Origin of the sequence: Ruminococcus sp. (assembly GCF_024691275.1) — a bacterium.
In the GTDB taxonomy this organism is placed as follows: Bacteria; Bacillota; Clostridia; order Oscillospirales; family Ruminococcaceae; genus Ruminococcus.
This window is the reverse complement of the sequence record NZ_JAILNU010000091.1, coordinates 1-24,051: the sequence shown is the minus strand read 5'-3', so window position 1 is coordinate 24,051 and position 24,051 is coordinate 1. Positions and strand designations below refer to the sequence as shown.

The following is a 24,051-nucleotide window of genomic DNA, read 5'->3' as shown; positions in this document are numbered from 1 at the left end:
AAAATTTGTTGACTCGATTTGAATGATATGGTAGAATAAAATTGACGCAGTGTACGCAGACACTATTATATTATTTTTAAGGAGGATGATCACGATGAAGTCATTCATCAGAAGGACCGTCAGCGTCGCTGCAGCGGCAGCCTGTATGCTGACCAGCTTTCACTTCACAAACGTCTCTGAAGTTACGGAAGCTGGCGCTGCAAGCGGTATGAGTGCCTTTGACATTACCCGCGAAATGAAGATAGGCTGGAATTTGGGCAACAGTCTCGATGCGACAGGCGGTGACGGCAACTACGGCTTGAATACCGAGATAAGCTGGCACAATCCAAAGACAACTCAGGCAATGATAGACACAGTAAAGAAGAAAGGCTTTAACACAGTCCGTATCCCGACAACGTGGTACCCTCACCTCGACGGCAGCAACAACGTCGACAGCGCGTGGATGAGCCGTGTCAAGGAGGTCGTTGATTACTGTATCAAGGACGATATGTATGTTATCCTGAACGTCCATCATGAGGACTGGGTAAACGTCCCGACCTTTACGGACCAGACCTACCGCAATGCCGAGACTAAGCTCACGGCTATATGGAAGCAGGTCGCAGCGACCTTCAAGGATTACGACCAGCACCTCGTATTTGAGGGCTTGAACGAGCCTCGTCAGACCGGAAATTCCTCCGTCAGCCAGTGGGGCAACGGCGGTGAGGACGGCGGCTACTCTTGGAACTACATAAACAAGCTCAATGCGAAGTTTGTTGAGACCGTCCGCGCACAGGGCTCCTCCGCAAATAAGGAGAGGCTCCTTATGCTGCCGGGCTACTGCGCTTCATCGGATATGAAGGCTATCAGAGCGGTATCCTTCCCGTCGGGCTGCGGAAATGTAGCATATTCAGTACACGCTTATCTGCCTTACTATTTCACTATGGCAGAGGATCAGTACGCTAACCACAACTATCCCGGTCAGAGCGGCTGGGGTGAGGACTACACCTCGAATATCAACTCTTTCTTCAGCGGACTCAAGCAGCTTGAGGACGAGAAGAATATCCCGGTAGTCATCGGCGAGTTCAGCGCGTCGAATTTCAATAACCTCAGTTCACGTCAGGCGTGGGCAAAGGACTACATCACACAGGCTAAGAAAGCCGGTATCCCGTGCATACTCTGGGACAACAACGTTGAGGGCAACAACGGCGGTGAGGCTCACGGCTACCTCAACAGAGGCGCTAATTCATGGTATTCAGCGTCTGAACCGGTCATTGACACTATGATGTCTGTAATTAACGACAGCTCTATCCTCTGGGCTGGCAAGCAGCCTCCTGCAACAACGGCATCAACTGCCGCAACTACGACGACTCAGCCGGCTGAGCCCTATCCCTATGACGACTACTTCAAAAACGACTTCGAGAGCGGCACCGATGAATGGAGCGGCAGAGGAAGCGCAAAGGTCGGAACTGACAGCAAAAACTACTACTCAGGTTCTTCTTCGCTTTATGTTTCCGGCAGAGAAAAGGAGTGGAACGGCTGTGCAATAACTCTTGACAAGAGCCTGTTCATTCCCGGCGAGACTTACAGCTTCTCGGCAGCAGTTCTCCAGAAGAGCGGCTCGGCAGGAACTATACAGATGTCCCTCCAGCAGAACGACGGCAGCGATGCTTCCTATCACAAGATAGCTTCCTGCGACGCAAAGAGCGGCGAGTGGACAAAGCTCGAAAATACCGAATTCACTATCCCTACAGGAGGGAATGACCTCGTTCTCTACATCGAGACTCCTGAGGGCTCAGGCGACCTTTTCGACTTCTATGTTGACACAGTTAAGGTATCAAAGCCCGGTATAGGTTCATCAGTTGAGACCGGTAAGGGAACCGTTGACTCCTCGGGTTCTCAGCCCGGCGGTGACGTAAACAAGGACGGCGCGATAAAGATAATGCCGATTGGTGACTCCATAACCTTTGGCTACGGTCACACCGGCGGTTACAGAAAGTTCCTCGACTACTACCTCAAGGACAAGGGCTACACAAAGGTAGATATGGTAGGCCCTGAGGGCTCTGCGAGCGCGAGCTTCAGCTTCAACGGCAAGACCGTATCATATGATGACAACCACGCCGGCTACAGCGGCTACACCATAAAGCAGAAGTATCCTGTCCCGAGCTGGGGGGAGAACGGTCTTCTTGAAAAGCTCAAGGACAAGAACGCGGTTGCAAGCGCTAAGCCAGATGTCGTGCTCCTCATAATCGGTACGAACGATATGACTGCAAACCGCAGCCTGAGTGAATGCGAGAGCGATCTCCACGATCTGCTCGACTATATCCTCGCTGATATGCCGTCCGGCGGAATGGTATTTATGGGCTCTATCCCGGAGTTCACGGCTTACGGTGGTAATTCTGACAGAGTTAAGAATTACAACGCTACTGTTAAGAAGGTAGCTGAGTCTTATCAGAACGCAGGCAAGAACGTCAGATTTGCAGACGTTCACGGCTGCCTGAACGGTATGAACGATATTGATAACGATCAGCTTCACCCCACCGAGAACGGCTACGAGAAAATGGGCAAGTTCTGGGCAGGTATCGTTGACGAGTACGTTTCTTCACTGTCAAATGAGACAACTTCGGAAGCAACAACGGAAACGACTACAACTACCGAGCTCAAGCCTACTGTCAAGGGTGACGCAAATCTCGATACTATCGTTAATATTGCGGACGCGGTGTTGGTAATGCAGGTCGCAACGAACCCCGACAAGTACGGACAGGGAAAATCGTCAGTCAGCATAAAGCCTCAGGGTGAGGTAAATGCAGACGTTGACGGCAAGAAAGGTCTGACTAACTCAGACGCTCTCTTGATACAGCAATTCAAGCTCGGACTGATCCAGGACCTGTAAACGTATAGCAGCCATAGAGAAGCAGAGTTTCTCTATGGCTGTTTCTTTCTGTAAAAAATTTCGTAAAAACAGCTAAAAGGTAATATATATATTTATTTTATCTATTGATTTTAGTCAGCATTTATTGTATAATATAATTGTAATTTGTACTTATTTATCAGAAAAGATGATTGAATATCTAATACTGCCGGATATTATCGACAAAAGTTTTGATACAAAAGCGGCAGTTCGGAGAGGTGAAATTGACGTGGCGGACATTAAAGAGCTGATTTTTACTAATGATAAATGCGTGGGCTGCAATAAATGCATCAACGTTTGCAGCGCTATGGGTGCCTGCATCTCTACGGAAGCAGATGAGACGGGACGTTCCCGTATCAATGTTGATCCGGAGCGCTGTGTTGCCTGCGGAGCGTGTTTTGACGCCTGCGAACACGGTGCAAGAGAGTATGCAGATGATACAGACGCTTTTCTTGCTGATCTTGCTGCCGGCGAACAGATCTCCCTGCTTATCGCTCCGTCATTTCAGGCGAACTATCCTGATGAGTATGAGAGAGTCATAGGCGGACTCAAGGCTATGGGCGTCAAGCACATCATCAATGTGGCTTTCGGCGCTGACATTACCACATGGGGCTATCTGAAGTACATTCAGGAAAATGGCTTCATTGGCGGTATATCGCAGCCCTGTCCGGCTGTTGTTACATATATCGAGAAGTATCTCCCGGAGCTTCTGCCGTGTCTTTTCCCTGTGCAGAGCCCGCTTATGTGCGCTGCGATCTATGCCAGAACACAAATGGGCATCACCGACCGCTTTGCGTTCCTGAGCCCCTGTATTGCGAAAAAGCTGGAGATAAGCGCTCCGGCAAATGAAGGTCTCGTACAGTATAACGTTACCTTCAATCATCTGATGAAAAAGTTCCGTGCGCAGGATCTTTACGGTGAACCTGCCAGCGATGAGGTCGAATACGGTCTGGGAACTATCTACCCTATGCCGGGAGGTCTGAAGGAGCACGTCAAGTGGTTCCTCGGAAGCAAAGCCTTTATCCGTCAGATCGAGGGCGAGCGTCATATGTACGAATTCCTGAAGGCGCGCGTTCAGCACATTGTTGACCGCGATATTCCTTTCCTGTTTATAGACGCGCTCAACTGTGAGAACGGCTGTCTTTGCGGTACCGCGACCGAACCGGAGCTGTCCTCGGACAAGGCTCTGTATACACTGTTCAATATACAGGAGAGAGTCAAGACAGATACCGGCGAAACTGACGTTTCAAATATGCTCACACCGGCAGAACGTCTCGCGGCACTCAACAAGAGGTTCGAGATGCTTGAGCTGTCCGATTATATGCGCACCTATCGTGATCTTTCCGCAAGCTGTATCGTGCATAAGCCGGACGGCGAAAGTCTCGAGGAGATTTATCAGTCTATGGGCAAGCTGACCAATGCTTCGCGCAATATAAACTGTATGTGCTGTGGCTATAACTCCTGCTACGATATGGCGACCGCTATCTATAACGGCTTCAATCACAGAGAGAACTGCGTCTACTACCTCAAGACCACCGTTGAAAAATCACAGCACGACGCTATGCTCGGTATATATACCCGCAGCTATGCGCTTGAATTTCTCACTAAATCGGAAAACAAGTGGGTGGATTTCTCTGTCGTTATGGTGGATATCGACGGTTTCAAGGGTGTAAATGCGACTTACGGCCACGAAATGGCAGATGATATACTGATTATGGCGTCAAAACGTCTCCAGAACCTTGATTTCGGAAAAAGATGCATACTGGCGCGTTACGGCGGAGATCAGTTTATGCTTATTCTTGAAACTTCCCTTACGGAGCACAGTCCTGAGATCGCGATGATACGCGGTGCCTTTGAGGAACCTTTTGATCTTGAGAGTGCTGAACTGAAACTGTCTGTCTGTATTGGAGTATGCAATTCCGGTGACGATATGAGCGTTGAGGAACAGATAAACAACGCTGAGGAAGCTATGTTCGTTGCTAAACTGAACGGTATGAACAAGTTATTCTTTTACAGCCGTGAATTGCAGTCGAAAGCTGCGGAGGAAAAAGTCATATCCGCAAAGATACTCGATGCGCTGGATAACGACGGATTTTATATGGTTTACCAGCCTAAGGTCGATGTACAGCAGCTCAGGCTCTCGGGATTTGAAGCTCTGATCCGTATGAAAGAAGCAGGAATGGGACCGGCTAAGTTTATTCCCGTTGCCGAAAAGAAGGGCTGGATATGGAAGATCGGCCGTCTCACAACTGAGCTCGTTGTGCGTCAGCTTGCAAAATGGCGCGATGAAGGACATAAATTGTACCCCGTCTCTATCAACTACTCCAGCCACCAGCTGAGCGACGACGGATATGTTGAATTCCTCGAAAATCTGCTTAAAAAGTATGATATAGAACCGCAGTATGTTGAGATAGAGATCACAGAGGGAGTTCTTCTTGAGCAGACAGTTCAGGCAAATGAGCTCTTCAAGCGCTTTATGGAGCTCGGTATACGCCTTCTTATGGACGATTTCGGTACCGGATATTCGTCTCTGGGCTACCTGACTTATATCCCGGTAGATGTTGTCAAGCTGGATAAGTCCCTTGTGGACAATTATCTCGTGGAAGGCAAGGCACACTTTATTGATGACGTTATCCGCCTTGTTCACGACCTGAAAAAGGAAATGACCATAGAGGGTGTTGAAGAAAAGTGGCAGTATCTCTGCCTGAAGGACTTCGGCGCGGATACCATTCAGGGCTACTATTTCAGTAAGCCGCTTCCGGCAGACGAAGCTATCTGCTTTACTCCGGCGATATCTTAGTTTATGCTATAAGCTCCGGCTTTTAAAAGCCGGAGCTTTTTATTTTAAAATAATTATTCAATATACAGCACACTTATGTTGCTTCTTTTGAAAAATTAACAAAACATATCAAGAATTGGCATATTTTTATATAGAATTATTAAAAATATTGGCGTATAATATTAACATAGAACATTATATGACAGCGCTTATCGGAAGGGGAATAAGTGCCGCCTGTTAGTGTTCACTTGCTTCGGCCGGGCTGCCAAACCGATAACTGCCGGAGCAGGGGAATGAACGAATAGAGGTGAAGAAACGATGAATAATGATACTATCAATGCCGCTAATACTTTCGCTATCCAATTGCTTGAGTCAAATGCTTTCATCTCTCCTGAGGATACTGTCTGTTCTGTCAGAGCAAGATCCGGAAGGATCTTTACCGGTGCAAGTCATATGAATGTACACGCTGAGGTTGAAGCTATACAGAATATGCCGGCTGCCGGAGAGGGAATAGTCGATGAAATGGTACTCATCAGTACACAGACAAGAGTACAGCTTTTGCCTTGCAATAACTGCGTTGGTTATATTCTTTCCCTTCATCCGGAGAACGTAAACTGTGCCGTTATTATGCCTGACCGTGCTATCAGGCTTGCTGACGTCGGAATGTTTGCTTCACCGCCGCCGGGTATGATAAATCAGCCTTTTCCGGGCGGTCCGGGTATGGGTATGAACGGAGGTACGATGATGCCTCCGCCGGTGAACCCTTTGACACCGCCTCCTGTCAATCCTGTTCCGCTCAGACCGCAGACTCCTGAACCCGAACCTGAGCCGGAAGAGGACGACGATGATGACGAGATCGCTGCTGCAAATACAGCAAGTGCCAGCGGTGATATTCTGAAAAGCAGAGTAAACAGTCTGCTGAGAGTCGCTTCTGACGATGACGAAGAGATAGACAGAATTACAGCGAAGAAGAAACGCTTCGGCATATTTAGAAAATAATGAAAGGAAGAATGTACTATGAAAGGTTCTAAGAAAATATCAACGCTGAATCTCATTCTTGCTATTCAGCTTGTTATTATGATAATACTATCTATTACGTTAACTGCTACTGTAACGCGGTCTACCAAAAAGAACGCGATAGAGCATATGCAGACTATCACTGACGAACGTGCTAACATTATCCTTAACTACGTTGAAAACGCTGAGAAAATACAGTAAGGCTGAACAGGTGACAAACCTCCTCAGCGATCCGGATAACGCCGATTATGTTGCAAAGGCTCAGGCGTTCACCGAGGATTATTCCAAGAATGTCGATAATATCGAAGGCCTTTGGATAGGTACATGGGAGACTAAGTGTCTTGCCCACACAAACCCCGGTACCGTAGGTATGGTTACAAGACCTAAGGATAAGGTTCCCGAGAAGCTCAAGGAGCTCCAGGACGCTATGCTTGAAGCAGGCGACGGTGTTTATAATATCGGTATGATAATCTCGCCTGCAACAGGAAAGCAGATCGTTTCAATGTACAAGGCGCTTTATAACAGCAGCAATGAGCCTATCGGCTTCGTCGGACTCGGTATCTATACAGATCAGCTCGTTAATACCCTTAACTCCCTCTCTATCAAGGGTATTGAGAATTCGTCTTACAGTATGGTAAACGTCAAGGACGGAAGATATGTGTTCAACGACGACGCAGAGCTCATCGACAAGGCTTCTGAAAACAGCAAGATCAGATCCCTCTGTGAAAAGTATGCAGGTACCAAGACTTCTGAGGACGGCAACTTTGAGTATAAGAAGAGTGGTACAAAATACGTTTCTATCTATTCCTATATCCCGCAGTACGGCTGGCTGCTTATGCTCGACGATACCCGTAAGGAGGTTTACTCGCTTACTTACTCGCTCAGAATTTATATGACGATCTTCGCAGCTGTTATCGTTGGTCTTATGCTTGTTTTCGGTATTATCAACAGAAAACAGGAAAAGGTCAGCCAGAAGCTCGCCTCCACTATCGTAAAGAACAACAAGACCAAGGAGTCGCTTTACACAGCGATGTTCAAGGACGTTCTCACAGATGTCAGCAACCGTATATCGTTCTCGATGGATGTTGACGAAATGAAGGCAAAGGGTGCCAAGCCCCAGTATTTCGCAATGTTCAATATTGCGGAATTCAGTCAGGTCAACTCCAAGCTGGGCAACGATACAGGTGACTGGCTCCTCGTAAGAACCGTCGAGGTCCTCAAGCAGAACTTCAAGGGAAGCAAGATCTACCGCACGGGTTCTGATGAATTCGTTGTGATCTCTAACGCTGACTCAACAAGCAAGGATGCTTTTATGAAGAGTGTGAACGAGGCATTCACTACTCTCACTTCCAAGCAGACTACTCCCGTCGGCAAGCACACCTTCAAGTTCAAGGCTGCTGTTGTTAAGAAGAACAAGGACTTCAATACTTCAGTCGTTGCAGTTCTGAAGGATATGCTCAATAACTTCAGCGGCAGTGTGAATTATGAGGAATTAGACCGCAGCTGATACAGGACACTCTCTATGGACCGGTGCTTAATTGCACCGGTTCTTTTTATGCCTTCGCAAAAAAAGCGGCTCTGGTCGAGAGAACTCTTCCAGAGCCGTTGTTTAAGATCATATTATGAGACCAGATATTATTTGATGTAGTCACCAAGCAGTTTAGCGTTTGTGTATACAAGTTCACTCGGTGCACTTTCTCCGACAACAGAACTTGCATCAGAAGTGCTGAGCATCTGTGCCGTAACCTTGATCTTATAGTTTGCGTACATAAGACCTCTGCTTTCAAATGAACCTAATGCTGTTCCGTTTTTTGTTATAGGATCACCGTTACTGTCAACAGGAGCTATCGAGCCTGTATATACGTCAAAGCTGATCGGCAGTTTCATATAGTTTGTCTTGCCGTCTTCAGAATCATCAAGAGATATCACCTTATCTCGCGGAACTATAAAGGTATATGTTGTTGAAGGTGTTGTTGATGTTCCGTCGCTTGATTTTGTAACATTGGTCAGATCCATTTTTACATCATAGAGATATGCGTCAATATCGGATATAGCTTGATAATCTGAGTAATTGAATCCTGATCTCTGCGCTTTCTGCTGTAATTGCAGCGTGAATTTAACGTAGGCGGCGTTTTTAACTTCTGCCGCGATCGGTCTGACATCGAATTCTGCTGCTGCTGAAATATGAACTCTGCCAGTATTGTCAGGAAGATCATTTGCATTGATTCCAAGCTGACCGTATCTCTGACCATCAGAAGAATATGCGTAAATATCCAGCGTTGGTTCGTTCTGAGACATGATGTAGTATCTATAGTTGGTCTTACCGGTCTCGGGAGATGCGTCTTTCTGATTTTTGCTTAACGCAGTTTTTCCTGCCTCAAATCCTATATTTGAGTAAGCAGATACGTCTGCATATTTATTGACGTCATCATCATCGCCCTTATGAGCAGGGAACTGTGCTTCCTGCTGAGCTGTTGATTCATAGGTTATCACAGCTGTCGCTTCGATCGTGGCAACAGCAGGTGATTCTGATGTGCCGCCTGTAATGTAAGGTCCGATAGGAACGTTTGAGCCGATATCAACATAATCCAAACCTACCGCTGCGTATTTATTATCTGCTGAATGAGTCAGTGTTGAAGGTGATGCAGTACCATTGTTTGAACTGATCGTAATATCAGCATATGCAGTAGGATTGCCTAATATCGCACGGTCATCGTCGCTTCCATCGTGTTTTGTCAGGTAAACAAGGAAGCTCTGATACATAGAAACGGCTGAAAGCTGACCGCTAACCGCGGTTTTAGCTTCTGGTGTCAGCTGGATCTTAGCTTTTAGCTTGATTTTTACACTGTTCATTACACTGTTGATCTCTTCCGGATCTAAACCAGAATCAGGTTTGAAGTTTTCTGTATAATAGGTTACTTCTGTCTGATCAAACAGGTTTGCGAACAAGATCTGCTTTGTATCTGGAGTCTGAGTATACTTTGCTTTTACAAAGCCGTTTTCAAGGGCATCGGAGGTGACATTGTAATAATGAATAGCTGTTGTGAGTGCTGGTTTTGTTGATGTTGGAGTTTCGTTTCCTTGTGCATAGTATGATTTGTCTGTGAAGATAGAGAGGTAATACCGTTCTGTAATGTCTATATCATCTGAATCTGAAAGAGTGTTGTCATCTTTGTTCTCATAACTGTTAACAACTGTCAGAACATACTTTGTTGTATCACCACTTTCTGCTTCACGGAATTTTGTTTTTACACCGTCAAGATATGCTTCAACAGTAGCTGGGTTGGAATCACCATCAGTATATTTTGCGTACTTTCCGCTGTTGTTTTGTTCTGCGGTGATATAGAGCAGATCATTGAGCGTTACCGGAGTGAAACCAACATCCGTGGATGTATGCGTATTATTGGGGTAGAATGTGTAGGTAGTTGGAGAGTTGGCACTGAAGAGCGTTAGTTTGTTATTGGACATTGCCTGTCCTACTGTTGAGTAATACTCTTTTCCTCCGCGGTTTGCATCAACAAGTATCAATTTAGTATCTGGTGGGAATGCCTTGAGATTGTCGCTGGTGTTGATTGGAGCTACCGATAAAACCTTGTCATAATTGACCAGGAGGTTTTCATTGAAATTCAATGCGTCCTGCCACTCTTTCTTTGTACGGTGATAGGTGTACTTGAAATACAATGTGCCGGGTGCGCCGATGTTCTCAGCCAGCAATGTACCTTGGGCAAAGCGGTTATTAGTGGTGTACCATTGAGAGTTATAAGGCGTTCCGTTACCGGTTGCCAGCTCAAAGGAGTAATTCAGCAGCTTCTTCGTAATAACTGGTACATAGAGGTGATAAGCGGGAGTGCTTGTAGAAGTCGGATCGAAGAATGTGACATCGATCAAGCTGAATGTAGGATCATTTTCAGATGTGTCTACATCGTTACTTGTGCTGCCCATAAAGATACGATTTTCTCCATCTTTTCTCAAGTGTACATTATTAGTTGATTTTGTAAAGACTTTGTTGTTACCTGTACCCTGAAGCTGCATTTTGTAAATGGCGACACTGTAAACTTTGCTCACATCAGTGCCGAAGTTATAGTTGGTATTGGTGAGCAGCTGCAAGTAGCTGTTTATTTGTTTGTGTGAGTCATCATGAGAAGTTGTCTCAACGGTCAGCACTGCAAAATTATTGTCTGTACCGAGCTGGGCGGTTGGCCATTCAGTATTGAAATCTGACAGTCTGAAATCAGCTAATGAGCTGATGCTATTTGATACAGTGTAGGCTTTGTTTGGCTTTCCGGTCGTCATATTCTTATCAGTAAAGATGTTCTGGATTGGAAGAGCAGCCACGCTGTTAGCCATACCGTCGCCGGTGAGCTGGTTTGCGGAATCAATGTCTACGCGCGGGTTTACTGTTGCGTAAGGAGACTTAACATATGCAGCGCCTAATTCCGTATTGTTGCCGAGTTTGGGAGCAGAGCCGCTTCCTGCTGTGCTTGCTGTCGGGAGGTTTGTGCCGTTGTAGTCAGAGAAGATGATGTATTGGTTGGAAGAGCTTGATGCTGTTGTGAATGTGGCACCTGCGATCATCTTATCTGTTGGTGTTCCATCACGATGGAAGCCGACTGTTTTCAGATCTCCAACCGAACCAGTGCCTATCAGATCTCCGCCGTAAGAGGTATTGGTGGTCGCATTGATCGTATAGTCTGTGTTGTTGTTGGTTTTTACCATGTTATTTGTAATGTCTTTAACGACAACGTTGTAACCTGTGACGCTTTTGCCGCTGTTATATCCGATAACTCCACCCACAGGTTTGAAACATTCTCCAGACAGTGTGCAATCTGAAACAAAAACATTTTTTAAATTTAGATTAGCTTCTGTTCCGCCAACAACAACACCAAGCGTATTAAAACCTTTTTTGTAATAATTACTATTTGTGTAATAGTCACTCTTTAGTTCTGTAACATTATCAAGAAGATTTTTATGAATTGTATAATTAACAATGCTTACATTTTCAAAAGATGAAGTACCGATTGCATATCCAATAATACCGCCTATGGCTTCTTTGCCATTGCCTTCAATAACGGCAGTTCCTTTGCCATCTAATTTTACATTAGTTATAGTATATTTATTATTACCTCCTCCTGCAATACCACCTGTTCTTTCACAATTTCCATTGATTGAGAGTTCTTCGATCTCGCAATTGTCAATGGTAATTTCTGAGCCGCCGTTTCCACAGCCTACGATGCCGCCCATGTAGGTACTGTCATCACTTCGATATATTGTTCCGTTTTTAGGCATTCTGTTATCATAAGTAATTAAACCAGAAGCCCCATCAGCAGTAGACTTTGTGACTTTAATGTACTCGAAATTCATATTACCAGCAGTTCTTCCTACCAATCCGCCGCCACCTGTGTATCGATTATTTTTTTCGGTTAGATTTGTTCCGCGCATTTGCTGGGTGATACTATAAATTGTAACTGTTGACTTTGTAGTATCACTATCAGATGCTCTGCCAGAAATTGTACAGCCGTCTGCGTATCCGAGTAAACCACCTGTATCAAAACGGCCAAATACTTTGATGTTTTGTGCTGTGCATTTTTTTAATATAACTGTTTTTGCTGAACCAATAAAACCACCACAGTTTTTTCCTGAGTGGATACCGTCGCCTGATGTATCAATTTTGATCGTACAGTCACTCAAAGTTAGTGTGTTAGCATCATTTTTTCTTCCTGCAAACAGTCCACATGAAAGTCGTTTGCTTGCGCTAATTGTTGAACCATATCTTCGAGGCCAAAGCGGATCAGTATTGTTATTACCATAATCTGAGAAGATTTCGCCATCGCTTTCACTGTAATAATCAGAAAATATACTTCCAGAAATAGTTAATCCTGAAACAGTAAGTTCTGCTGATGCTATAAACGTATTGAATAAACCGAATCCATTTTCTGTTGTTGTATAATTATCTTTTGTTTTAACGTAAGCGGTAGCTACATTAGAAACATTATCAGATCCATATTGTTCATGCCTATACGCCTTGAATAGCATATTCAGCTTTATTTCAGTATTATTTGGTGTGATATCTGAAATCTTGATATTGCAGTCAGTATTGATATCGGTAAGTGCTGAACCACTGTCATACGCATTGAAACCACCAATTCCGCGGTAGCCTTTATCGAGCTCCCAGATCAAATCATCTTCATCGGTGTCGGCAGTGTTCATCGTGATAGCATATGCATTAGTCGTACGCAGCCAAGTAGTTCCGCTTGTGGTGTATTTATACATAAGATAAGGAACGACTTTATCAGATGATGTGCCGGTTTCAGCGCCAGCAGTAAAGATAAGTTTATCAGCATCTGAAAGTGTGGAAGCTGTTTTCGTGTTCAGACAGCCGACATCTGTGTAATCACCCAGGTGGCGCGCCTTACTATCCGAGTTGATGTACAATGTCTTGTCCGACATTGTGCCGCTGTTTACAAGGAGAGAAAGCACAAACCACGACTGTGCATTTTTTGCTGTTATAGCGCTGTTTGTGATCGTCAGCTTATCTGTAAGCGAAGAATCAAGGCGTGAAATGTAGTAGTTCTTGTCACCGTTATCAAGTTTATTGCAGTCCTCACAAACAGCGTATCCGTTAAGAACTCTGCCTATGATCGGGTTGCGGTAGAGATACTTTTTGTTTGCATCTGTCTTATACGAAGCGATACCGTTCTTGTTTGTTACATTGTCCATGTTACGGAAGAACAGTCCGCCATTCAGAATGACACCGACGTAGCCGCCGACTGGCACGATGTGCAGCCATGAACCCGATGAAGGATTGGTCGGTTCTGCAAACGTGACGCCTACATTATCAATGATATTGTCGCCACCCATTATCTTGTTGATGACACCGCCATAGGCTGGGCATCCTGAACCATAGGTGAACTGTGTCTTTGTTCCGTCTGAAAGTGTGAAAGTTGTTTTATTGAAATTCAAGTTTTTGATTACGCAGCCGTTACTGTTGTATACAAACGGAACACCATTTGTCAAAGTAATAGTCGGATAATCAGGATTATTCTCGGTTCCATTATTTTTGCCAACAACTACGCCGCGAAACGCATAATCGCTGGTATTACCAGCACCCATTCCAGGAAAATCATTCGCAAGAACAAGGTCATCATCAATCAGGAAATATGCGCCTGCCAGATATTTACGGACTTCCTCTCTTGTGTATGTTGTACTGCCATTTGTGAATTGAGGTGTTGACGCACTGTTAAGCCGGAACACTGTATGCTCCGGCGTGTCGCCAGTAGCAGGATAGCACCAGTGTTGATTGTCTGCAATGCTGGAAGGCAGATTGATCTGGAATGATGTGTCAGAAAATGTTGTAGTTTTAATCAGATCAGCCGCCGAATAAAGCTGCTTAGGAGTTTTAATTACATAAGGATCATTGTAAGTGCCGCATCCATCTGTCAGGTTTACGACCGGGATATTGACACGAAGCTCATGAATATCATCGCCTTTTACGCTGCCAATGTTTGCAACATAAGGAATGAAATATGTTGCGAAATTTCCATATTCACTTGCTGCGTTATTGTTGGTAGGATGTGTGAATTTATCGCTTCCGAAATAATTACGCTGCTCACTCTTATTGGTTGTAGCATCTCTGTTATCAACTGTGTTATCAATTTCTGCACCGTAAGTTACATGGTGCTGATTGTTTGTCCAGTCTTCATCCCAGCGATAATTATAGACTCCTTTGGAATCGGTGCCGCTGTAGATATACTGCTGAAGCAAAGTCGCATTGCTGAAAATAGACTTTGTCGAGCCGTACACCGTGTTAAAATTCTGAGCTGAAAAGTCGTTTGCATTTCTTCTGGCATCTAATGTTATATCGGAGAACTCAATGTTCATACCGCTGTCAGAGGCATCACTTGCTCCGACATTACCGATCAAGCTGGAAGCAGCGTAACCGCTAAAATCTGTATATCCGGTTGATGAAACCCCTTTGATTTTAAGGTCTGCATTCGTTCCAACAGAGTTGATCAGTAATGGTGCATAGCTTCCGGATGTGATAGCATTGCTGCCAGGATAAACATAGGCACCATTAAGCGTGATGCCTGTATCTGAAAACTTGCTTGGATTAGAAGAATCACCACCAAGCTTTCCGCTGATAATAAAGCCTGAGCCGCCGTCGTATTTGCCGACATTTCCGGAAAAAGTTATAGTACCAACTTTGACATCGGTTGCCTTTGCATTCCGGAACAGTCCGCAGTGCATCATATAGTGCTGACTGGTTGAGTCAACTGTGCTGCGTGCATTGCTGTCACTGTCGCCCGTTCCGCTTTCACCAGTTTCAATTTCTTTGTTGTAGAATGTTAATGAGAAATTCCTGTTATTGAACGGGAAAGAGCTTACATAGTCGATCGTATAATATGAAAGACCTGTCATATCCAAAGAAGTTCCGGAAGGGGTAAAGCTCGTTCCGAAGTAGTCCTTATTGGAAATACTGCTGTGTGCATAACAATTTACGCTCCAGAGCAGCAGCTTTTCAGCATCTGACTTGCTTTCATTAGCGCGGATCGTATCAAGATTGTAGTAATAACGAGTATTACCGTTTGTCTTAACTGTGTTTTTGCCGTATGTAGTTTTATTCTGATAGGTGTTGCAGGCAGAGCCGGTCATTGTTACGCCAGTGCCGCTGCCGTCAGTATTTATAGAGACAACTGCGTTGCCATTGTCTGTAATGCCGATCGAGTCATCTGGGTTCACGCTATAAGCTGCAATCTCATCAAATACAGAAGGAGAACCGGAAATTGCTGCACCAGAGGGATCATATTTCGCCTGATTTGTTAATTCAAGATATAGAGCAGCTTGTTTATCCGCAGTATAAGTTTCATCGTCCTTGCCGAGCAGAACTTCATTAAATGCTCTTGTTACCAACAGACCGAGACTGCCGCTGCCGCTAAAGGTCGAAGAAGCAATGGTCACTTTATCATCTGTTCCGGTTCCACAAACTGTCCAGTGTCCTGTTGCGGCATAAACAAGACCGCCAAGATCACCCAATCCGCCGTTTGCAGTAACAGAAGAACCAGTAACAGCAAGTCTGGGTATGGATACTTCAGCATCATACCAAGCATATCCCAACAGACCGCCGGCACCGTTTGGACTGCTGCCGCTGAGGGAAGAACTGATTATCAAGTTGTTTGCTTCAACATTTGTAACATTGATAGTTGTTGCGATGCTGTGAGCGTTTGTTCCGCGAACAGCACCGATAAGTCCGCCATATATCGGGCGTGTCTTTGCTGTTGAATTGGTGTAGTTAGGTGTAGCTGCAGCACCGCCGCCGATTGTACATTTTGCAGTGTTTCCGAAGTTGATAGTAATAGCAGGTATCGAGCCTGAACCCTGTCGGTCGACCAAAGCTATATATCCGCCGAAATAGTTGTTTACACCGGTTCCGTCAGTAATTTTAGCAGAACTGTTACAGCCATTGAATGAAAGCGTACCGGTTGCAGTATCAGAAACACCGCCGATCATGCCGCCGATCACACCGATAGCATTGCCGTTGCTTTTTATCGTACAGTCAACAGAACTTGTTACGTTTGTGAGTGAGGTTGCACTTGAGCCTTTATATAAAGCAGTAACGCCGCCAAAATAATTCTTTTCACCATTTGTCATCGGCTTTTTATCACAAGTACCTGTCACAGTAAGGTCGGAAATGGTCGCACCATTGATCGCGGAAAGCAGACCGCTCCAACGATGTTCGTAGATCCTTCCTGTACCCTCAGAACCGCCGGCAACGCCATAAGCCTCACCGACAGCAAGCGTGATGTTGCCGCTTGTGATCGAACCGGTGAATTCTTGCGGTGATGAACCGCCGTCTCGTGTAAGTCCGGTGAGACCGGTATTTGAAAGGTTAACTGTTCCAAATGCGTGAGTGCCGGACAATAAAGTGCTGCTCAGATTGGCGTTCGCAGTATTAACTGCCAGCGCCTCACTGGTTGTTCCGGTATTGTGCTGAATATTCAGAGCAACTTTGGCAAATTTAATAAGGTCAGTATCTCCGGTAGAAGCTGCCGCAGCTGCGAGGCTTACCTTATGGTTTGTTGTAAAACTCGTTTCATCGATGATAGTGCCAAGATCGGCTGTGCGAATGACCTCGCCCCATGAACCTATATCATCTTTGTTTAAGGCGTTTGTTGGGCGTTTGAGAGTCCATTCAGCATTATTACCTGTTCCATTAGAATAAACCAAAGCTGAGTCACGGCTGTTAAGGATCATATTGCCGGAAGTAAGTCCAATCAGATCCGTTGTGCCGGCAAGACGCAGTACGCCATAAGACATTGATGAAATAATTCCGGCTATACTTCCGCCAACCACTTTGTTGTAGCCAGTTACATCAACAAAAGCGCCCTTTGTATCAGTGCTTCCTGCTGTGCCGATCATACCGCCGCCCTTGTTACCGGTGGTATGTGCCTTTTCTATCTTTATATAGGCAGCAGAAGTTGTGTCGTCGATTTTACCGATCAGACCGCCTATTGTTGCTCCCGCTGTGCCGGAAAGCGAAGTATAGACATCGGTGATGTGCAATGTATTTTTCAGGCTGCTGGTTTTGTAGACACCGATCAGACCACCGTTATTGCTGCCGGAAAAATTAAGTGTCAGATTTTGGGTTCCGGTGTTAGATGCACCTGTTACGCCCGCTCCGCCATTGATTGTAAATACAGGGCTGGAAGCTGCAGATGCTGCTGCTGTTGATGCAAATTCCAATTCGCCTATAAGACCGCCGGAATTTCCTTTTGTTGATTTTACAGTCAGATTATTGAGACCGCTCAATGTGATAGTACAGTTCTTATGAGTTGTGCTTCCGACTGTTACATCTGATACTTTGTAATAGCCAAACAGATGACCGTTTCCGGAAGTGCCGTTCAGTTCAGCAGTCGCTGCTGTTTTTACAGCGGAGTCGATCGTCATATTTAACGGATATACAGAAGAAGGAATTGTGCTTCCAATATATGCATTTTCTGCATAGCCGACAAGGTTTCCGCAGTAGGTTCCGGAAACGTTATGTGCAACGCTCTGAAAACCTGTGTTTTCTCCATTGTTTATGACGAGTGCTGATCCTGCTTCCATTTTTCCTACCAGACCACCGGCAGAATTATCTGAGCTTTTGACTTTATAACTATTGTTGGTTCCGCTTTGGATATTTGCTGTCAGAACGGAATTATCTTCCATTGTACCGCAAAGCAGACCGATAGGTCCTGAGCCTGTTACATCTACGATATAATTTGTTCCGGAGACGATACCATTGTTTGTTAAATTGAGCTTTAACGACGCACCATCGTCAATGGTTCCGACAATGCCGGAAATGTCTTTTTCTTTGACATTCTGAAGGGATGCAGCTCCCACGCATTCCAGTTTTACGGAGCATTCCATTTGAGTGGTCGAACTGGAAGGATTTACTATTTTGTTTGCCAGAACAGAATGCGGTGTAGGCATTGTGTATGAGTCACCTGTATAACCCATAGAACTCAGGAATGTGATCTCTCTGACATTTACTGTGTTATTTCCGGAAGGAAATTGATCTAATATTTTCGTGCTTTGATTTACAACACCAAAGAACGGCTTGAACACGTAAAATGTTGCAAGTGAAGCTGAGGTGATCTGGATAGTTCCGTTAAAAGGCCGCTCCTCAGTGCCGATACTTGCAAACCCTTCATGGAGATCAATGTAAGGAACGCTGTTGTAAGAAGAGGATTCTGCCATTGAAATGTTTACATTGATCGTGTTGTTTGGATCACCGTATTTATTATACCACCACGAGAATTTCTTTAATTCATCAGCATCATTGATGGTTATTAACTGACTTTGATCAAATAGAACTTCTGTAATTCCTGAGGGCTCAGTGTCTACGGGGATAGTGTCTTCCGCTAAAGTCACAGAGTCAGTGTAAAACGGTTTGAGCTTGATATGAAATCCGTCTGTAAATTGCGGAAAAGGTATGCCTGTTACCATTATTGTTGCCGAGAGCATTGCACTGACAATTCTATTTATAATTTTAGGCTTAGTCTTTTTTCTTTTCATAGCCATTCTCCTATCATATAACACACACATCAAATCCGGTTACGGACTCGTTGTTTCTGCAAAAGTATAGGTTACATATGCTTTTAAATCGCCCCATGTAGATGCCGGGTCAGTTGTTCCTGTCCGGTAAAACTGAGTATCATAGCGGCTTATATTATTAGAGTCGACACTAAATACCAGTGTGTCGATCTTAGGATCTGCGTTTGAGGCTGCCGGAGTATATGTTCCTCCGGACGCTGTTATGAAATCTTTATTTAAAGAGAGGTATTGGCTTTTCCAGCTCAGTGTGAATGAACCTTCGCCGACGCCTTCTATGATGTAATTAAAACCTTCATAAGTTGTGGGTAAAGCAGTATCATCCGATGCAGTCTTGGCATCATCATCGCTGAAATAGCCTTTCCATGTAACCGGAGTTACAGTTCCGTTTAATTTAAGATCAAGTCTTGCTTGTATTTTTTCAAGATCAAGGTAATTGTCCGGAGGAGTAGGTTCAGCAGTTATTTCCAGATACAGCTTTTTAGGTGCAGACTGCGGAGCGTTTGAAGTTAATGCAGTGACCTGATCTGTGCTGTAAGTGACCTTGATCGTATCTGTTGACGCTGTGTTGCCGGCTAATGAGCTGGGTATGGCAGTCCAGTCGCCGAGATTGGAATATGTGGCGCCATCTTTGCCGAATGTGTACGTTGTATCGTTGAATTCGGCTTTAATATAGCGGTCACCGACAATTGCTTCTGTTGCAGGGACATAGTCTGTATCATTATAATACACGAGCCGCATTTTCAGAACATATGTGATCTGTCTGTTGTAGGGATCTCCGGGGTTGCCCTGTGCAAAATTGAATATTCGCACATAATCGCCCGGCTCGGTGTCTGTTTCATTGACATAGACAGGTACGCTGACAATAGTTGAGCCGCGCTGCAAATAATTGGAGGAAAAATGCTTTCCGAGCGCGCCGACACGAGCTACAACACTTTTGGCAGTGCTGGTCTTGTTATACGAAGTATAGGCGACGTTGACGGATATAAGTGAGAGTGTTGCGATGACGATCCAGAGCGATATCCAATACTTCTTAAGAAAGTTTGTCAGTTTATTCTTGATGGATTTTTTCATAATACTCTCACTTCCTTTCCGCATAAGAGCTACATTATGTACCTGTACTGCTTGCTACCGAAATATAAATCACATCTGTTTCGCGGTTGTCAGTAAAGGTATCGCCTTCATCTTCGATAGCTTTTTTGGCTTTTGCCCAGTTTACTTCGAGAATATAATAATCTGTCAGTTCTCTTGTTGTAGTGTCCATACCTGATTTTATTCCGCGGGCCTGCCAATACAGCGGTTCAGCACAATCCTGAACATTCTCTGTGCTGACTGTATTTCCGTATGTATTGACATGATAATCAATAGTGCCCGATGTGGTTTTCTTTGCTTTAATTAGATCTCCGTCTTTATTCAGAAAACCGGCTGAGATCGTATGAGCTGTTCCTTCTCTTGTGATCTCAGTTCCATCTATTATTCTATGTGCATCAGCAGCAGGTGTATTCTCTGGCTGAGCTGTTATCACTGAGGCATCAACTGTATAGTAGTAATTGCCGGATGTACCGGTTTCACTATGTGCAGTGTACGGAACAAATGGCATTGGTGTTACAGCCGGAGCTGTTCCTGTGTTTTCTTTTGCCGGATAGAGAAAATATTCAAACTGATTATTGGTCGTATATGCAAGCTGAAGATTATAGTAAGTAGCGTTGCTGCCGGTTACGGCAAATACATAGTACTTAGCTGTATCAGAGGTTGCAGTTACCTGCACGTTTGAGAGATCAATATACTGCGATTCTTCGTCGTGACCGGCTCTGATATAGAGCTTTGACGGAGAGTTTACATATTGCAGATCTGCCAGCTTACGCTGGTTTGTGAACCATGCCGCGACCGGAATGGAAAAAACGAGTGCGGCACTCAGTACAGAGGCGACTCCGATGCCTGCTTTTTTACGGCGAGACAGTGCTTTAAATTTTGTTATCAGTTTTGGTTTCATACTGTCTCCTCCTTTGTGAGAATTATGGCACACTTGCAGTGATCTCAGTAAAAAGTATCTGTACGTTTTCGCCTATGATCTGATCGGAATTATTGTATCCGTTATTCAATGGCACAATATCGTCAGGATTTGATGATAGTCCTGCGATCAGAGCGGCTATCTTGGAAGCTGCGGTCTCAGTAACCTCACCGCTGTCCGGATCGATCGTATCAGAAAATACTGCGTTAGTGCTTTCAAAGAACAGATCGCTGTGTGAAGCGATATAAGCTATCATCTTTTCGCGCGGTGTCTGACCGCTTATGGCAGGCTGTGTGCTTCCGAACATTGCGGCGTCACGCTCGTTGAGGTAGGTGTTGCCGTTATCGAGAACGATCTGAGCAAAAGTGTTCGGCCAGATCCAGTACAGAGTGACGGTAAGTTCTTCTGTTCTTGCCGCAGTCATAGTTCCGGCAACGTCATCGGCAGTAAACGTGTAGGTGCGGTCAAAGCCGATCTCAGGATCAATAAAATCGGAGTAATACTTTGTTGAACTGCTCCAATTCTCAAAAAACAGGATATGCCCTTTCAGAAACCTTGATGCCTTTGGACTGTTTGCGACATCTTCACGGGCACTTGCGAGCTTTTCACGCTGTTCCGGAGTCGGAGACGAAATGGCTTCGAGTTCTGAAATGATCCCGGACTGTAATTCTGCGTAGTCCGCCAGAGAGTAGAACACGGGAACACTTTCTCCGTTAACAGTTGTGTTTTTCAGGATGTTTGGCTGAAGAGCGCCTGCGTTATCGGTTTCAAATTCTGCGTGATAGCCGACAGCGGCTATGTCGAAATGAATAGTGTAAGTTCCGGTGATCTTTGGCTTTATCATAAAGGTTATACTTCCATATGAGCCGGGCTGCATTCCTCGCATAGGGTTGGTAGGATCGGCGGTCGCGTCGTTCATCAGGCACTTGATTTCACCGACATTGCCGCTGGTTTCGTGTGCGGAAGTGTTGTATGAAAGCTGCGATTGCAGCAGCGAGGAGTAATCCGGGGAATTTGTGTAGGGAGCTGAAACTGCTACCTCAAACGGCAGATCAGCGGTCGTCACACCCATTCCGTTTCCGTCAACGTCCTTGTTCATCGAGAACCACGCGATTGTAGTAAATCCCAAATAGATGACGCAGCCGCAAATGGCTATAAATAGGCATATTTTTGACGTGTATTACCTGAAAAGAAATGATAAAAACCATAGATGACGGAATATCGGGAAATGCCTAAAAACCGTCACAAAGAAAAAGTTTATGAATAATTTGTAAACAATTTCTATTTACTCCTGTTCTGCAGATGTTACTGATACTGATACCGTGGGGATATTCTTTAAACAACAGCTCATTTCAGTTTACATAATAAAACAGCAGCCCACCAGATAGCTCTCCTCCTTACGAAATCCATCGTAACTTGGATGCTTACCCAGTGGGCTGCTTCATTATTATATTTAGTTTTGAACATTATCCCTAATTATGTATCAGCCTCGTAAAAGAACGATTGCCGCACGCAATCAAAATATTAAAAGGAATAATGTGGCGAAATCTTTAAATCTGCCGTTTGGAATCGTAGAATCGATAATCACGGCTACTCACTTCGCCGAAACTCGGCAACTTTCTGTGCTGTCGTCAGGTCAAACACAATCATCCTGTGCTCTGGCATCGCTATACCCTTGATGCGGTACGTGTACTTTTTATCCCACCCACAGGTCTGAAATATGAACTTAACCATGTCCATGCTCTTTATGTCGTAATGCTCCCGTGTCATCTTCTCCGGCAGTTGATGAGAACCTTCCGACTTATAGCCGCAGCATTCGATCCCAAACTGCTTGTGATCAATATCAAGCAGGAAGCGAAAATACGGAGGATAGTTCAAAGCTTTTAAAGTGGTCTTGAATATAGTGATTCTACCGGAAAAAGCGGCTAAGCTGATACCAAGGTCATTGGAATTCCATACTGCCTGATCCATCTGACACCTCCGGTTCATATATTTTCCCCCCATCAGGGCGCACTTCGCCCGTTGGCTGCGCATTGACAATTTGCTCGTGTATTTTTGATGCATATACGGCAGGAACATCAGAAGTCGCAGAGTCAGTCTCCGGCAATAACTGTTCTCCATCGCCATCCACAGGCTTCTTTCCACCTGTGAGCGTAGCTACATTGATATACCCCTTCTCTGCGGTTATCTGTGTCTGCTTCCTATGTTCCTCTAAAGGCACACCGAAGGTTCTGGCTATATCTTCGGAATAATAGCCTTTTCTGGTATCTACAGGCTCAGTAACAGCCTCGCCCTTCTTCGGTTTCTCATGGAAGATCTCTGTTACACTCAGGTCAAAGGCATAATAGGTCTCACCGTCGAAGTCAACCTTATACCCCAGTATCTTATAACGGCACTTCGGATCCCAGCCCATCATGTTATACAGTTGTTTCGTAAAATCAGGGCAGGTCATCTTTCGGCTCTTGCGCTTGTCAGGCTTTGCGACACACCAGCGCAGAGCATCCTTGTCGTTTTCCCCACAGCCTTTGACCGCAAACATCTTCTCGTCTTCACACAGTAAGAGCTGGACATACACAACATCCTCCAATCCGTTGATGCAGGCCGTGTTGAAGGTAATGTTTTCATTTCTGATTACAACCGCAGGATCACGCAGATGAGCGAACAGTTCCTTGCGGACAACCACAAATCTATAGCTACTGAAGGCCTTTTCAATCTCCTGCCTGCGCAGCTCTTTTGCTGTAAAAAGTTCATCTGTTGTTACCTCTTCACTCAGCAGATTCATCTGCTCCGTCATTATTCTCCCATCCTTTCATAATTGCTTCAGCTTCCTCCATAAGCTCTGCAAGCATGTTAGAGGAAAGTACATTCATTTCTTCGATTACTTTAGCCGGTCTGAGAACATCCCAGTCACCGCTGTAGTGCTGCTGTGTCAGCAGACTACTGTGAACAATCGACAAAATCGGCATTCCGAAAGTCGCTGCCCATGAAGGAGGATATACCTTCACAGTTTCCTCAACTACAATTTCTTCGGCATTTTCGTCACTGTCTTCGGCACTCTCAGGAACTATCACCTGTTCCACAGTTTTGGTTACTACAGGCTCGTCAAGTTCAAACACAAGAAGCTTATCGGTTCCATTTGTGTGAAACTGCCCCTTGAATCTGTACTTACCCTCGTCCTCCCAGGACATCAGACTGAATAGGACCTTAGACAGACCACGGCAGCTCATACAGTTCACGATCCACTTGTCCTCTTTGAGCCTGCCCCAGTGT

General features: G+C 45.0%; 12 protein-coding genes. 5 read left to right on the top strand and 7 right to left on the bottom strand.

Annotation, left to right across the window (positions count from 1 at the left end):
* The first annotated feature begins 94 nt into the window (after nt 1-94).
* The 5 genes from K6G33_RS11195 to K6G33_RS11175 all read left to right on the top strand — a co-directional run bounded on the left by K6G33_RS11195 (nt 95) and on the right by K6G33_RS11175 (nt 8,190).
* Nucleotides 95-2,869 carry a cellulase family glycosylhydrolase gene (locus K6G33_RS11195; protein ID WP_296779475.1) on the top strand — a complete coding sequence of 925 codons (2,775 nt, stop codon included), beginning with the start codon at nt 95-97 and terminating at the stop codon, nt 2,867-2,869.
* A gap of 247 nt (nt 2,870-3,116) precedes the next feature.
* Nucleotides 3,117-5,687 (top strand): EAL domain-containing protein, encoded by a 2,571-nt coding sequence (locus K6G33_RS11190; RefSeq protein ID WP_296779473.1) that lies wholly within the window; start codon nt 3,117-3,119, stop codon nt 5,685-5,687.
* A 297-nt stretch (nt 5,688-5,984) separates the two neighbouring features.
* Complete coding sequence (locus K6G33_RS11185; RefSeq protein ID WP_296779470.1) at nt 5,985-6,665, top strand: cytidine deaminase; 681 nt, start codon at nt 5,985-5,987, stop codon at nt 6,663-6,665.
* A gap of 18 nt (nt 6,666-6,683) precedes the next feature.
* A complete protein-coding gene (locus K6G33_RS11180; RefSeq protein ID WP_296779468.1) occupies nt 6,684-6,884 on the top strand; it encodes a hypothetical protein in 201 nt (66 codons plus the stop codon).
* Between the two features lie 10 nt (nt 6,885-6,894).
* Complete coding sequence (locus tag K6G33_RS11175) at nt 6,895-8,190, top strand: diguanylate cyclase (protein ID WP_296779466.1); 1,296 nt, start codon at nt 6,895-6,897, stop codon at nt 8,188-8,190.
* A gap of 128 nt (nt 8,191-8,318) precedes the next feature.
* Here the strand turns inward: K6G33_RS11175 and K6G33_RS11170 are convergent, their stop codons facing one another.
* The 7 genes from K6G33_RS11170 to K6G33_RS11140 all read right to left on the bottom strand — a co-directional run.
* Nucleotides 8,319-18,734: a hypothetical protein gene (locus K6G33_RS11170; RefSeq protein WP_296779464.1), complete on the bottom strand. Its 10,416-nt coding sequence runs from the start codon at nt 18,732-18,734 to the stop codon at nt 8,319-8,321.
* Nucleotides 18,735-18,773: 39 nt separating this feature from the next.
* Entirely contained in the window at nt 18,774-19,844 is a 1,071-nt protein-coding gene (locus K6G33_RS11165; RefSeq protein ID WP_296779462.1) for a hypothetical protein, read from the bottom strand.
* Nucleotides 19,845-19,878: 34 nt separating this feature from the next.
* Complete coding sequence (locus K6G33_RS11160) at nt 19,879-20,763, bottom strand: hypothetical protein (RefSeq protein WP_296779460.1); 885 nt, start codon at nt 20,761-20,763, stop codon at nt 19,879-19,881.
* Between the two features lie 22 nt (nt 20,764-20,785).
* Entirely contained in the window at nt 20,786-21,910 is a 1,125-nt protein-coding gene (locus K6G33_RS11155) for a hypothetical protein (protein ID WP_296779458.1), read from the bottom strand.
* Nucleotides 21,911-22,371: 461 nt separating this feature from the next.
* Nucleotides 22,372-22,752 (bottom strand): hypothetical protein, encoded by a 381-nt coding sequence (locus K6G33_RS11150; protein ID WP_296779456.1) that lies wholly within the window; start codon nt 22,750-22,752, stop codon nt 22,372-22,374.
* Nucleotides 22,724-23,575 (bottom strand): hypothetical protein, encoded by an 852-nt coding sequence (locus tag K6G33_RS11145; protein WP_296779454.1) that lies wholly within the window; start codon nt 23,573-23,575, stop codon nt 22,724-22,726. The genes K6G33_RS11150 and K6G33_RS11145 overlap by 29 nt, the downstream gene beginning before the upstream one ends.
* Nucleotides 23,547-24,051: hypothetical protein (locus K6G33_RS11140; RefSeq protein WP_296779453.1), on the bottom strand; the 505-nt coding region annotated here is incomplete at its 5' end. The genes K6G33_RS11145 and K6G33_RS11140, both read right to left, overlap by 29 nt.